The following is a 13,679-nucleotide window of genomic DNA, read 5'->3' as shown; positions in this document are numbered from 1 at the left end:
CCATGACGACCACCCTGTTCGCCGAACGCGCCCTGCTGCCGGGCGGCTGGGCGCGCGACGTGCGCCTGGAAATCGACGCCGCCGGCCGACTCGGGCGGATCGAGCCCGATGCCCGCGCCGAGGGTGCCGAACGCCTGCGCGGGCCGCTGCTGCCCGGCTTGCCGAACCTGCACTCCCACGCCTTCCAGCGCGCCATGGCCGGACTGACCGAGGTCGCGTTCAGCGCCGAGGACAGCTTCTGGAACTGGCGCGAGCGGATGTACCGGCTGGTCGCCCGGCTCGACCCTGACCAGTTTGAAGCCATCGCCCGCCAGCTCTACATCGAGCTGCTCAAGGCCGGCTACAGCAGCGTCGCGGAGTTCCACTACCTGCACCACGACCGCGACGGCCGGCCCTACGCCGACCCCATCGAGCTGTCCCTGCGCCTCTCCCGCGCCGCCCGCGAGGCCGGCATCGGCCTGACCCTGGTCCCCGCGCTCTACAGCCATTCCGGCTTCGGCGGCCTGCCGCCGGGCACCGAGCAGCGGCGCTTCATCCTCGACACGGACGGCTACCTCGACCTGCTGGCACGCCTGCACCCGGCGCTGGAGCAGGCCGGACAGTACCTGGGGCTGGGCTTCCATTCCCTGCGCGCGGTGACCCCCGGACAGATCGCACGGGTGCTGGCCGCCTCGCCCATCGACGGCCCCATCCACCTGCACATCGCCGAGCAACAGAAGGAAGTCGACGACTGCCTGACCTGGAGCGGCCGGCGCCCTCTGCAGTGGCTGTTCGAGAATTGCCCGGTGGACGAGCGCTGGTGCCTGGTGCACGCCACCCAGGCGCAGCCGGACGAACTCGCCCTCCTCGCCGCCAGCGGCGCGGTCGCCGGCCTCTGCCCGGCGACCGAGGCCAACCTCGGCGACGGCCTGTTTCCGGCCACGGACTACCTGGCCCGGGGCGGCCGCTTCGGCATCGGCTCGGACAGCCAGGTCTCGGTCAGCGTGGTCGAGGAACTGCGCTGGCTGGAATACGGCCAGCGCCTGCGCGACCGCCGGCGCAACCGTCTCGTCCAGCCCGGCCGCCCGGCGGTCGGCGCCGCGCTCTACCAGGGCGCCCTGAGCGGCGGTGCCCAGGCCCTCGGCCAGCCGGTCGGCGCGCTGGAAAGCGGCCGGCGCGCCGACCTGCTGGTGCTGGACGGCGCCGATCCCTATCTGGCCAATGCCGAAGGCGACCAGATCCTCAACCGCTGGCTGTTCGCCGGCAGCGACCGCCAGGTGCGCGACGTGATGGTTGCCGGCCGCTGGGTGGTGCGCAAAGGCCGTCATGCGGACGAGGAACACAGCGCCCGCGCCTTCGCCGCGGTGCTGGCGAAGCTTTCGGCGACGTCCTGAGCGCCGGCAGACGGGCGATTTCGCCCACGCCGGCGATCCGGTTTGCGAACCGACCCGGTATTCGGATTGGATAGCCGCGCAGAGCCGATGGCCCGGCTCGTCATTTCATCCTTCGAGGAGCTTCACCCCATGTCGTCGATGCAGGAAGCGCAGCACGCAATCCAACAGGACCTGTGGCTGGAAACGCCCGATGGGCGTGTCTTCGCCCGTGTCTGGACTCCGGCCGTGGCAATGCACGAAGGGCCGCAGAGCCCGATCGTGCTGTTCCACGACTCCCTCGGCTGCGTGGAGCTGTGGCGCGGCTTCCCGGCGCGACTGAGCGCCAGCACCGGCAGGAAGGTGATCGCCTACGACCGGCTCGGCTTCGGCAGGTCCGATCCGCGCAGCGACCGGCCGACGTTCGCGTTCATCGCCGAAGAGGCCGAGCGCTGCTTTCCCGCGGTCCGCGAGCAGCTCGCCATCCAGCGCTTCGTCGCCTTCGGCCACAGCGTCGGCGGCGGCATGGCCGTGCACTGCGCGAACCGCTTCGCCGATGCGTGCGAGGCCCTGATCACCGAGTCCGCCCAAGCCTTCGTCGAGGACCGGACCCTGGCGGGTCTTCAGGAGGCCAAGGCGCTGTTCGGGCAGGCGGAGCAGTTCGCCCGGCTCGGGAAATACCACGGCGACAAGGCCCGCTGGGTGCTCGACGCCTGGCTCGACACCTGGCTTTCGCCGGGATTCGCCGCCTGGTCCCTGGCCCCCGTGCTGCCCGGGGTCGGCTGCCCGCTGCTGGCCATTCACGGACTCGACGACGAATACGGCTCGCCCCGCCATCCCGAGCTCATCGCGCAACTGGCCGGCGGCCCCTCGCGCGCCGAGGTGCTGGCCGACACCCGCCATGTCCCGCACCGCGAGCGGGAGCAGGTCGTTCTCGATCTGGTCGCCGGCTTCCTGCGTGCAGAACGGCAGGCTGGTTGTTGATCCGGCCCAGGTCCCTGCCACATCAACCCGCCATTCCCCTCCCAAGGCCGCCGGACCTGCAGAGTCTCGTCCGGCCGCTCTCCCCCGCTCAGATAGAAAAACGAAATCGACCCGACAAGTTCAATCGATTAGGAAAATTCTCCCCTGCATCGTAAGGTTGCACCCATCAAGTTCTTCACCCCCATCGAGGAGTCGAAACCCATGTTGGACGCTAGCCTTAAGACCCAGCTGCAGGCCTACCTGGAGCGCGTCACCCTGCCCTTCGAGATCGTCGCCACCCTTGACGGGAGTGCCAAGTCGCAGGAGATGCTCGGCCTGCTGCAGGACATCCAGGGCCTGAGCGACAAGATCACCCTGCGCACCGACGGCAAGGACGCGCGCGTCCCGTCCTTCTCCCTGGAGCGTCCGGGCGCGGACATCTCCCTGCGCTTCGCCGGCATCCCCATGGGCCACGAGTTCACCTCCCTGGTGCTGGCCCTGCTGCAGGTCGGCGGCTATCCGTCCAAGGCCAGCGAGGAAGCCATCGCACAGATCAAGGCCCTCGACGGCGAATACCGCTTCGAAACCTACTTCTCGCTGTCCTGCCAGAACTGCCCGGACATTGTCCAGGCGCTGAACCTGATGGCGGTGCTCAATCCCAGGATCAGCCACGTCGCCATCGACGGCGCGCTGTTCCAGGACGAGGTCGAGAAGCGCCAGATCATGGCCGTGCCGACCATCTACCTGAACGGCGAGCCGTTCGGCCAGGGCCGCATGGAGCTCGAGCAGATCCTCGCCAAGCTCGACACCGGCGCCAGCGCCCGCGGGGCGGAGAAGCTCAACGCCAGGGAAGCCTTCGACGTGCTGGTGGTCGGCGGCGGCCCGGCCGGCGCCTCGGCGGCCATCTATGCGGCGCGCAAGGGCATCCGCACCGGCGTGGTGGCCGAGCGCTTCGGCGGCCAGGTGCTGGACACCATGGACATCGAGAACTTCATCTCCGTGCCGGAGACCGAAGGCCCGAAACTCGCCCGCGCCCTGGAAGAGCACGTCCGCCAGTACGAGGTCGACATCATGAACCTGCAGCGCGCGGTCAAGCTGGTGCCGGCCGCCGCCAAGGGCGGTCTGCACGAGGTGCAGTTCGAGTCCGGCGCCTCGCTCAAGGCCAAGGCCGTGATCCTCGCCACCGGCGCCCGCTACCGCGCCCTCGGCGTGCCCGGCGAGCAGGAATACCGCACCCGGGGCGTGGCCTACTGCCCGCACTGCGACGGCCCGCTGTTCAAGGGCAAGCGCGTGGCGGTGATCGGCGGCGGCAACTCCGGCGTCGAGGCGGCCATCGACCTGGCCGGCATCGTCGCCCACGTCACCCTGCTGACCCACGGCGAGAAGCTGCGTGCCGACGCGGTGCTGCAGCGCAAGCTGCACAGCCTGCCGAACGTCACCGTGCTGCTCAACGCGCCGATCGCCGAAGTGGTCGGCGACGGCCAGAAGGTCAACGGCCTGGTCTACAAGGAGCGCCTCAGCGGCGAAGCGCACCGCATCGAGCTGGAAGGCGTGTTCGTGCAGATCGGCCTGCTGCCGAACAGCGAGTGGCTGAAGGGCAGCGTCGAGCTCAGCGAGCGCGGCGAGATCATCACCGATGCCCATGGCAGCACCACGGTTCCCGGCGTGTTCGCCGCCGGCGACGTCACCACGGTGCCCTACAAGCAGATCGTCATCGCCGTGGGCGAAGGCGCCAAGGCTTCGCTGGGCGCCTTCGACCACCTGATCCGCACCTCGGCGCCGGCCTGACGGTCGGCCCCTCGGGGGCCCGGAAAACGAAAAACCGCCGGCCGCAAGGCAGGCGGTTTTTTCATGGGCTCTAGCTTTGCGGGCCCGGGCGGGTTGGCTGCCTCGCTTATGGACCCTGCACGTTACTGTCCGTCGGCAAAGGCCCGGGAGCCGCTCGCACGTGCGCCATATCCCTTTCGAACGCGCGTCTGCCCTTATTGGGACAGGTGCTCCAGCGCGGCGCTGGCCAGGTCGTTCCACAGCGGGCTGGGCCAGTCCTGCAGGTAACGCCGGAACTGGCGACGTGCCGAAACCAGCGGCTGGGCATTGGTCACGCTCCGTTCCCTCAAGGCCTTGCAGTTCAAGACCAGTTGGCCCTTCAGCGCCTCACCGGAAGCAGCTCCGGCATAAACGGTCCCCAGCAGATCCAGCTCGGCCTGCGTGCTATACGCATAAGCCTGTTCGCGTCCCGACAAGTTGCATATGCGCCAGTCGACCACCTGACGAACCGCCTGCCAGATCACACCGTAGTCGGCCGCCAGTTGCCTGGCTTCCTGCTCGATCCTGTCCGTCGGGCGGCCCTCTTCATCTTCCCGCAGCGCCAGGATGGCCCGTATCGCCAGACACTGGGTGATGACCCAGTGGTTGCAGGGATCGAGCTTCCAGGCCTGAAAATAAAAATCCCGGCAGGCTTCATACGCCCGCTGCTCTGCCGACTCGTCTATCTGGTTGAAGGCGATGCCCAGGCGCTTTTCGCAGGCGCCACTGATGCCGAAACGGTAGGCCATTTCCGTATTGCCCGGCGTCACGCATCCCGATTCGGCCCGCCAGCTTTCCAGGTCCGCGCGAATGGCCGTCGAGAGAGGTGTCAGCTCCTGTTTCTGGGCCTCCGTCAGCCCCAGACGCTCGACTCCAGCCTCGTTGTTCGCTCCGACCAACTCGTCGATCCGGTCGAACTTGACCTCGATCCGCCGCCGCGTCTGCTGGTCACGGAACTGACTGACCTGCTGCTCGAAATCCCTGGATACGGTCGAATAGGCCACGATGCTGGCCCAGTCATGGGTTTCCGGAACATCCGTGCGCAGACGCTGGCGCAGTTCATACAGCACCCAGCGTGGATCCGTTCCCTTCAGGAGTCCGGAATACAGCTCCCTGACGGCAACGGCCGAAGCCTTCATCCACAGCGGAAACTGGGAAGCGATGACCCAGGGAATGCCCGCGGCATGCAGCTCGTGGGCGATGCTGCCCCCGGGGGTCAGGGGGGAGTCGATGTTGCCGGAATCGCAGGTCGCCAGGCTGACCAGCGTCGGGCGATGGCTGTGACCCAGCGGATCGCTGGCAATCAAGGCGATGGCCAGCCGCTCGCCGTCCACGACGTCGACAGCCGTACTGCCTTCGGCGCACAGGGCCAGGCCATAGCGCTCCTCCCCGCAATGCCGGAAGGATTTGCCGTGGGCCAGAATGTGCACATGGGTGAACTCGCCCGAGGCACAGAGCGTCCGGATCTGCTCCAGGGAAGCATTGGGCAGCACCGTCAGATGCTTTTTGACCTCCTCGACGCGGGCCTTGGGGTCTTCCTCGATTCTGACCCAGGGATCGATGGCTTCCCGCAAGGCTTGCAAATGGCTCTCGGCCGGCACATACAACCCATCCGGCGCCGCAAAGGCAAAGAGTATGCGGGGCTCCCGGTTCCATTCGATCGGCAGGGGACGGCCACGGCGGAATTCACGCGTAACGCAAATCGGCATGCGCGTCTGCAGGAACAGGGGGGACCCCGCTCCGGGAAAGCCCTCCGCCGCGATCGCGGTTTCGAAAGGCACCATGCCCAGTTCGAAGGCAGACATCACCAGCCGCAGATGAACGAGCCGACCGTTGGTGGAGCTGGCACTGCCCAGCTCGGACAACAGGCCGGGTACCAGCCCCAGCACCTTGCCGATCACCTCGCCCAGGTCACGCAGTTCCGACTGGCGCTGATCTTCGGACGTCTGCGTCCTGTCCATCTGATAGCGCAGGCGTTGCAACCGGCTCAGCAACTGGCGCTGCTCGAAGGGCATGTTCAGCGTTACCGGCCCATCGGAACCGCACAGCGCAATGTAGGAGGTCAGAGGAGAAAGCAGCTGGTTATGGGCCGGCCCGCTCCGTAATAGCTCCAGTTTGACACTGGAAATGGCGGAAGCTTCGCGCATGTTCAGGGCCTCGCGAATCGCTGGATTTCTTCGGGAGTCCCCGTACCGTCGCCCAGTACATGGTAGAGGCGACCTACGACCTGCCCCCCTTCCTGGCGGATGGACACGGCGCTGGTCTGGTTCATGACTAAGGAAGCGTCTCCGAATGTCGCCCTGTCGATGGTTTCCATGCGCCCGTCCATCAATACGTCGTAGACGGGTTTGAAGGCGCCCTGATCCTTGAGCATGGACTGGCTGAAGCGCAACAGGCGAATCCAGGTGCCGCAGTTGAAGTAGTAACGGCCGCCCCCCATGTCGATCGCCCGCTCCAGATGGGTGTGCCCCGTCACGATAAAGTTGACGGACTGTCCGACATTGGCCGTAACCGCCTTGAAGGTGTCGTCCTGATCCTGCAGATCGAAGCTCTTGTCGTCGGCCAGCCAGTCCTTCAAGGCCCGGCGCAGGGCTTCGTCCTTGGTGATATTGCGCATCCAGCCGGTCAGGCGGTCCAGGATCAGTTGCCCGGTTCCCAGCTGGCCATCCTGCTCCGCCAACTGGGCCAGAGGCTTGCCGAGATTCTTTTCGGCCTGAAGCAGCAGGCTGTCCACATCGGCAGCCGCCTGCACCGAGGAGGCTTCTCCCAGGTTCGGCCCCAGCCACGGCTCCTTGACCGGCATGGCGGCGCCGAGCGGACCCGGGGACCCGGAGACTGGCTCATCGGCGGAAAGGCGCTGGTTCATGTCCTTCTCGCTGAGCACCTTTTCTCCGAAGATGGATAGCAGATCGCCAACCTTCTTCGCCTGGGCAGGATCGAGCACCACCAGCGTCCCAACCGCAGCCTGGGTTTCCGGTTTCAGCAGATCGATCCATTTGTAGCGCTCCTTGACGCTGTTCATGACCTCCTTGACCATCCGCGTTCCGGCATTGGGCCGCCACTCGCGCAGATCGAAACCGAGGCCGGCATTCAGGCGCCGTCCAACCCTGGCCAGACTCTCGTAATGGTTGTAGTTCCAGGCATCCACCTCGTTGCCGTGGGTGCAGTAGACCCTGGCGCCGCCGACCGTGCAGCTGTAGCCGGCGCCCACGGTGGAAAACTCGACCCGTCCGCGCTTCAGCGGATCGTCTCCCGCCAGCCGGTTGAGGATCAGCCGCTGCACGCCGGTGAACGACATCTCGATGTCATGGTTGCCGATGACGAAGACCAGGGTCCGCCCATCCAGCGCCACAAAACGCGCCAGTGCATCCCAGATGCCCCGGAAGGAGGGATCGCCCATGATGCGGCCGACGACTTCCACGGCCCGCTCGATGGCGATGTATCCGGTGGAGCGCTCGGCCAGGGTGTCGAACACATCGCCATTGAGTACCAGCGCCACCCGTCCCTCGGGACACTGCTGGCCCACCCAGCCGATATAGCCGGCGAGTCGCCCCGTTTCCCGGAGAGTCTGGAAATCGGGGGTGTCTCCCCCCATGTGGATGTCCGAAATCACATGGATTTCGTCGAATTCGGGAAAATGTTCCATAAGAATCCAGTCCTGATGCGGCCTATGCCTGGCGCGCAGACGTTGCTCGATTGCCCCAAGCCCGGCCAGAGTGCCGGCAGACGCCCCGTCTGCCAGCCAAGTACCTGTCTTCCCTGGCCGGATACCTTGAAAAGCAGCTTTTCTCAGAGATCCGCCGTGGGGCGAATGCCGGTGATGCCCTCGGCCACCCGTTCCGAGAGCGCACTGATGGTTGCCACCGGATTTGCCCCCACTGCGCTGGGCAGCAAGGCGCCATCGGCCACATAGAGCCCCTGATAGCCGAACACCTGGCCAAAGGTTTCCGGCGCCGCGCTGGTCACGCCCCGCTGCGGGCTGTCAGCCAGACGGCATCCGCCCAGCGCATGCACGGTCACGTTACGCTTCATGGGCCATAGCCAGTTCGGCAGGGGCACGAATACCTTGGCGCCAGTCCAGTCCCGGAAGCGCTTGCCCATGCGTTCGATGGCGTCGTAGAGGCCCCTGTTGTCCCGGTAGGGCCACTTCACGTGGATGAAGCCTTCCTTGCAGAGGCTCATTACACCGTTGCCTTTGTCGATCCCCATGCACAACAGCACGATGCTGGTGTAGGAAAGGCTCCCCTTGAGCAGTTCATTGAAGGCATAGCCGATATGCCCGCTACCGAGGCCCTGCAGGAAACGAGAAGCCATCAGCCGCACGGTGCGCACGAAGGCATGGAAGTGCGAAAGTCCGGGCCGGATGCCCTCGGTATACCAGGCGGCGAAGTTCGGATAACTGGCATCCTCGAGGATGAAGGCGTGCTTGCGGTCGAAATCCTTGAGCAGGTTGTAATCCGTACCCTGGGTGATGACCGGGCCATAGTTCGGATTGGCCGGTTTCTTTCCATCGATCACGAAGGAGAGAAAATCCCCGTTGGCGGAAAAGTGCTGCCCCAGTTGCTGGCTGATGCCGGGCAGCGTCTTGTGAAGATCCCGGCAGCGCATCAGCAGTTCGGTGGAACCCAGCGTACCGGCGGACACCACCACTCGACGGCTCACTGCGCTGCACTCGACATGCCCGTTCTTGAGATCGAGCCAGTAGACCCGGTAGCCATGCTCCCCGGTTGCCGACGGATCTTCCTCGCCCCGCTCGTTCAGGGGAGCGATTTTCTGCCCGAGCGCTTCGGTTTCTATGCGGGCCGCATATTGGTGCTCGGCCACATGCAGGTAGTTGAGATCCAGGGAGTTCTTGGAGTGCGTATTGCACCCCAGATCGCATTCCGCACAGTACACGCAGGAAGTCTGCACCGCGCCGTAGCGGTTCTTCTCCTGAAGGCCGATGGCGGTCGGATTCTCGAAGTCGTTGCCGAAGAAAACGTTGATGTCCAGCAGCTTCGACTCACGTCCTTCGGACTGGGCAAACGCCTGAAACAGCTCGGTGCGAATGACCTTGCGCCGCGGATCGCTGCTCTGCGGTACCGGTCTCGCCCCCAATACCTCCTTGCTGACGGCATAGTACGGCTGCAAGGCTTCTTTCCTGGCTGCTGCAGGCCAGTTGTCGTCGAATACCTCCTCGGGAGGCTCCAGGAACACGTTGGCGTAAATCAGCGAACCGCCCCCCAGTCCGGCGCTGACGACCGCATCGATATGATCGAAGTTTCTGATGTCGAACAGCCCGTGAGCCTCTTGAGCTGCAATGGTTTTTGGCCGCTTCCTCTGCTCGGGAAGCAGGTTCCAGAAGCTGTTCGCTATATCGTAGGGAGAACGCGGAAACGAGCCCATCGGATAACGCCTGCCACGCTCCAGCAGCAGGACCGCTCCAGGCCAGCGCTTGGCCAGGCGGCAGGTATTGATCGAGCCGCCGAAACCGCTGCCGATCACGACAGCTTCGTAGTCATACTTGATGCTCATCTTATTCTTGAGATCCCTTGACAGGGTTTTCGGAGAGTCCATTCACAGGCGTTGCCGATTTCCGGGTATGTCTTACGTAGGTATCCCAGAGCGACCGGGCAAAGAAGGTGAAAAAGCTGCACAGGGTTTTCAGGCGTGCCGACAGGCCATTCGCCTCTGTGATGCGGACGGTCGATAGCAGCCTCATCAGATCCGTCACGCCAAGGCTCAGTGTCCCGGCACCCACGACCGGACCGCTCGCGTCCGTGCCCTCATGGAGACGGGTGTAAAGGGTGGTGGTTTCCGGCCACAGCCTGAAGATCGGGCCGTTGCGCACTTCCTTGCGGCCGGCCAGATAGTAATCCTTGCCGTCGTGCTGGAAGCCCAGTTCATAAACCATGAAGGTCATGCCGGGATCATCGGTAGGCTTGAACAGGTTGAATACGCCGGTGCTCGCCCGCATGCCCATTCCCAGCGGAGCAAAGTCGATGCTTCCCGTCAGTTGCCCCCTGTGCTCGGGGTCCCTGACGAAGGCGCTCATGTCATCGATGCGAACCTCCGCATGCATGACCAGCCGCTGGTTCTGCCGTTTGCCTCTGGCCTGCCCTTCCGCCGCCTCGCCAACACCCAGGGCAAAGCCGCCTGCCATGGTTTCCTTGAACTGCAAGCCGGGATTCTGTGCTGTCATTTTCAACGTCTCAGGTTCGAGTGGAACGCCTTCGGGGGTCATGCTGGCGAAATAGTCGCGCGCATCGGCCCGTCCCATTTCGATCAGCTCGTCATGGGTGATGGCGCCGGTATAAAGAGCCAGATCCAGAGGCAGGGGGTGCCTGGGTTTGATCAGATGGAGCCTGATGGGCTGCCGGTGGCCATAAGGCTGCTCTCCACGAGCAATGCGCTCGTTTATCTCGCGAATGTGCTGCATTTCTTTAATAAGCGCGCTGTTGGCGCTCATCTCCAGCATTTGCACATAGGCGTTCAACGGGCCGCTGCGGTAGTGCGGAACATTGCCCATCACCCAGATGAGCCAGAGCTCGCCAGCCCCCCGCCGCACCGCCTCCATCAGGTTGGCGTCCTGGATGAACCCCGAGTCCAGGTAATGAACACCGTCGATCTCGACGGGCGGCAAGGTTGCCGGTAGCGACATGCTGGCGACCAGAAAATCCTCCGTCATCTCCCGATGAGGGATGACCCGGTTCGTCTTGGTCGAGAAATCACAGAGATTGAAGGTTCCCTGGATGCCCTCCACAGCTCTGATTCTTTCGAAATCGATCCCCAGATGCGGATAAACCTTCTCGCGGAAGGATCTTGAAGCGCTGGCGGCCATGAATCTCGAAGGCAGGAGATAATTGGCCAGCGGCATCATGGAGAAGGTGTCCCGCATGCGCAGAGTCCGCCAGCGCCGGCAGATCTCCTCGATGCCCAGCCCCGAGAACAGCATGGCCAGATTGAGCGCCCCACCGGAGGTGGCATCCATGTGCTGGAAGGTGAGTCCGCGCGCAAAGATTTCCGACAAGGCACCGGCCGCATAGGAAAGGCGCAACCCACCTCCGGGCAGGATCAGGGCTCTTCCAGGTACATCGGGGCTCGACGCGGCCGCTCCCTGCGGCAATAAGTTGGCAGGCTTGGACATGGGCTATTGCCTGCCGTCTGTACGCGGAGGAATCGGCGCGGAAGGCGGTGACAGCCAGCCCTCGCCCAGGCTCAGGTCGACAACCGACTCCATCCCTTCCGGAGCCTTCTCCGGCAACTGATCGAAATCCAGAAACCAGCTTTCGACATGATCATCCAGGGTCCCGGTGATCGAGGGCAAAAATACGGTGGCAATCGCATCGCCGATTTCCAGCTCTTTCATGGCCTGCAGACGCGGGTGATCGCCGATTACAAAGCGGGCCTTGGCCTTGCGGAACAAGCGAACACCACAGCGGGCATCGAGAAAGATGTCCGACTTCATCAACATGCCGCGGAACGAGCAGTAGTTGGCAGCCTTTGTCCGCACGGGAATGCAGGTCTTTTTCGGAGGCTCGATCTCGACATAGGCAACCAGCTTCCCATCCAGGTCATACTGACTGCTGATGCGCTCTTCCGAGATATTGAAGTTCAGATGGCCCTGGTGCTTCGGCATGCCCCATATGCCTTTCCCCCCCTTCACGGAAATTTCGGAGGAGACCGGGAGATCCACCACATACTGCCCGGCCTTGAAAAAATCCATGAACAGTGCCGGCAGCAACCTGGGGGCAGGCTTCCTGCCATGGGTACAGGCAATGGCGATGCTGTACTCGACATACTTGCCGATAGGGGTTTCCCTGTAGTCGATGACCGTCACGATCAGCAGGGCTTTCTTCCACAGGCGCAACGGATGTATGCCCTTGGGCAAAAACGCCCTGGCTTTCTCCGCATCGATTGGAAATATGGCCATCAAGGCCGGAGAGTTGGTGGCCGCCACAGGCAACTTGAACGGAACACCATCAACCAGCGAAAAACGGCCAGCGTAGTCTTTTATACGCTCCGGAATCTTGTCGAACAACGAGTCTCTCCTTGGTCCTTGATCGTGAAGCACTGCAGCAAGTGTTGCTCATTGCCTTTCGAGTTCATGAATGATCAATGGGAATATGTCACGGGCAGCATTTTTCCCCATGAACACATCCAGGTGGCCGTAATCGGGCAACAAATGTAATGCGTGGTAACCCGGGCGCCACTTGGAAAAGTACTCATGACTCTTGACCTGGCTTTCCGGCAGGAAACAAAGATTCTTTTCACCGGCGAGAAAGGCAAACCGGGCCTCGGTCCTGGGCTCGAAGGATGCAAAATCTTCGGGAAGCTCCGGAAATCCCTCGACAGATACCAGATTGCCCCGGCTGGTGCAGCGAACTATCTGCTCGAAGAAACGCAGCGGTACGGCGCCGAACTCGGATTTAATCCACTCATGGGTCTCGTCATCGAGGTTCTCATGCCGCCAGAGTGCCGGAAATCCGCTGCCATACGTGAAACTGACCTGCTTGCACACTGGATTGCCGCACTCGTGATGGGTCAGGTTCACCATCAGGGTGATCAGCTTGGCTGCCAGCGTAGGCGCCTCTATTCCCCAATGAGGATTGAGGTATTGAGTCATCAGTTTGACCAGCGGCAGCATCCGGTTCAGTTTGAAGGATGACCACCTGGGCACCACCGGATGCAGCGAGACGGCGTTGCTGACGATGACTGAAACCTGAGGCAACAGTCCGGCAACGGCCGACATGGTGAAACTGGTCGATCCCTGGCAGTGAATGACGGCTTTTACCGTTTCGGCCCCGGTTTCGGCGATGATCGTACGCACTGCCGCCGGATGATCGAACAAAGCGGCCTGGTCAAGAGTCCAGAGGTTGGCCTCGAAATCGATGCTGGCGCGCCAGTTTTCCAGCCAGACATCGTATCCGCTGGCTATCAGTGCATCCACGATGTCCGTTTCCACGGGTGCCTGATATATCGAAGCCCGGACACCAGCCCCATGCACCAGGATCACGGGACCTTTGTCGGGCATTCTTTCGGAAGATCTTATATTGACGAGTTTCAGCGAACGGCCATCACCGGCGACAAAGGGAACAACGCGCCTTGTATAAACACCACCCTCGACAAAGGCAGTTGAAGACATGATGCTGGCATCCTTGAAAAGTTTGACACTTGTTTATAGTTATACACTTCTTTCAAAAAGCGACTTCAAGGCGACCACGAAACTCCGGCCCAACATCCAGATACTCCAGCAAGGGCTGCTCCATGAAGCAGTCCCAACTTTCGCTCTTGATCTGCACGCCGAGCATTGATCCGGCTTCTCGTACAAGTTCCAGATTTGCACGAAGTCGAGCGCCCGACACTTGCACTCTGAGCGCTGGGCACAGTTCCGCTATTCACTCACCGAAGGGATCGGCAATGAAGAAGATGTGGAGAATACGAAGAACATTATCGCTAGCAGCTAGAAATCTGGCCGAATCTGGTTTGCTGCCGCTTTTATTCGACGCGCGACGCGCGAGACCATCGTCCCTTGCTCTTCCCTAATCGATCCATTTTTCACAGCCCGCAAGATAATAAAAC

At 63.0% G+C, this 13,679-nt stretch carries 9 protein-coding genes; 3 read left to right on the top strand and 6 right to left on the bottom strand.

The features are described 5' to 3' along the window. Positions 1–2: 2 nt before the first annotated feature. From ACG10_RS10185 to ahpF, 3 genes are all read left to right on the top strand, one after another. Entirely contained in the window at positions 3–1,373 is a 1,371-nt protein-coding gene (locus tag ACG10_RS10185) for a formimidoylglutamate deiminase (RefSeq protein ID WP_089168137.1), read from the top strand. A gap of 129 nt (positions 1,374–1,502) precedes the next feature. Next, complete coding sequence (locus tag ACG10_RS10180; RefSeq protein ID WP_089168136.1) at positions 1,503–2,333, top strand: alpha/beta fold hydrolase; 831 nt, start codon at positions 1,503–1,505, stop codon at positions 2,331–2,333. 201 nt (positions 2,334–2,534) lie between these two features. Beyond that, on the top strand, positions 2,535–4,100 hold the full coding sequence (gene ahpF / locus ACG10_RS10175; protein WP_089168135.1) for an alkyl hydroperoxide reductase subunit F: 1,566 nt from the start codon (positions 2,535–2,537) through the stop codon (positions 4,098–4,100). A gap of 194 nt (positions 4,101–4,294) precedes the next feature. On the opposite strand, the gene ACG10_RS10170 is transcribed toward ahpF, so the two are convergent. The 6 genes from ACG10_RS10170 to ACG10_RS10145 form a co-directional block, all read right to left on the bottom strand. After that, the gene (locus ACG10_RS10170; protein ID WP_089168134.1) at positions 4,295–6,265 is read right to left on the bottom strand and encodes a CHAT domain-containing protein; all 1,971 of its coding nucleotides are present in this window, start codon (positions 6,263–6,265) and stop codon (positions 4,295–4,297) included. Between the two features lie 2 nt (positions 6,266–6,267). Next, complete coding sequence (locus ACG10_RS10165; RefSeq protein ID WP_089168133.1) at positions 6,268–7,764, bottom strand: metallophosphoesterase; 1,497 nt, start codon at positions 7,762–7,764, stop codon at positions 6,268–6,270. Between the two features lie 143 nt (positions 7,765–7,907). Continuing rightward, the gene (locus tag ACG10_RS10160) at positions 7,908–9,632 is read right to left on the bottom strand and encodes a GMC oxidoreductase (RefSeq protein ID WP_089168132.1); all 1,725 of its coding nucleotides are present in this window, start codon (positions 9,630–9,632) and stop codon (positions 7,908–7,910) included. 1 nt (position 9,633) lies between these two features. After that, complete coding sequence (locus ACG10_RS10155; protein WP_089168131.1) at positions 9,634–11,244, bottom strand: patatin-like phospholipase family protein; 1,611 nt, start codon at positions 11,242–11,244, stop codon at positions 9,634–9,636. A 3-nt stretch (positions 11,245–11,247) separates the two neighbouring features. Further along, the gene (locus ACG10_RS10150; RefSeq protein ID WP_052263924.1) at positions 11,248–12,138 is read right to left on the bottom strand and encodes an acetoacetate decarboxylase family protein; all 891 of its coding nucleotides are present in this window, start codon (positions 12,136–12,138) and stop codon (positions 11,248–11,250) included. Between the two features lie 48 nt (positions 12,139–12,186). Beyond that, complete coding sequence (locus tag ACG10_RS10145; RefSeq protein ID WP_089168130.1) at positions 12,187–13,242, bottom strand: lipase family protein; 1,056 nt, start codon at positions 13,240–13,242, stop codon at positions 12,187–12,189. Positions 13,243–13,679: the final 437 nt, after the last annotated feature.

Origin of the sequence: Azotobacter chroococcum (assembly GCF_002220155.1) — a bacterium.
In the GTDB taxonomy this organism is placed as follows: Bacteria; Pseudomonadota; Gammaproteobacteria; order Pseudomonadales; family Pseudomonadaceae; genus Azotobacter; species Azotobacter chroococcum.
This window is presented reverse-complemented; position numbering and strand designations above follow the sequence as displayed.

Bases quoted from the DNA above. Each gene is read 5' to 3' on its own strand.
- ACG10_RS10185 (WP_089168137.1), top strand. From the start codon at position 3: ATGACGACCACCCTGTTCGCCGAACGCGCCCTGCTGCCGGGCGGCTGG.
- ACG10_RS10180 (WP_089168136.1), top strand. From the start codon at position 1,503: ATGTCGTCGATGCAGGAAGCGCAGCACGCAATCCAACAGGACCTGTGG.
- ahpF (WP_089168135.1), top strand. From the start codon at position 2,535: ATGTTGGACGCTAGCCTTAAGACCCAGCTGCAGGCCTACCTGGAGCGC.
- ACG10_RS10170 (WP_089168134.1), bottom strand. From the start codon at position 6,265: ATGCGCGAAGCTTCCGCCATTTCCAGTGTCAAACTGGAGCTATTACGG.
- ACG10_RS10165 (WP_089168133.1), bottom strand. From the start codon at position 7,764: ATGGAACATTTTCCCGAATTCGACGAAATCCATGTGATTTCGGACATC.
- ACG10_RS10160 (WP_089168132.1), bottom strand. From the start codon at position 9,632: ATGAGCATCAAGTATGACTACGAAGCTGTCGTGATCGGCAGCGGTTTC.
- ACG10_RS10155 (WP_089168131.1), bottom strand. From the start codon at position 11,244: ATGTCCAAGCCTGCCAACTTATTGCCGCAGGGAGCGGCCGCGTCGAGC.
- ACG10_RS10145 (WP_089168130.1), bottom strand. From the start codon at position 13,242: ATGTCTTCAACTGCCTTTGTCGAGGGTGGTGTTTATACAAGGCGCGTT.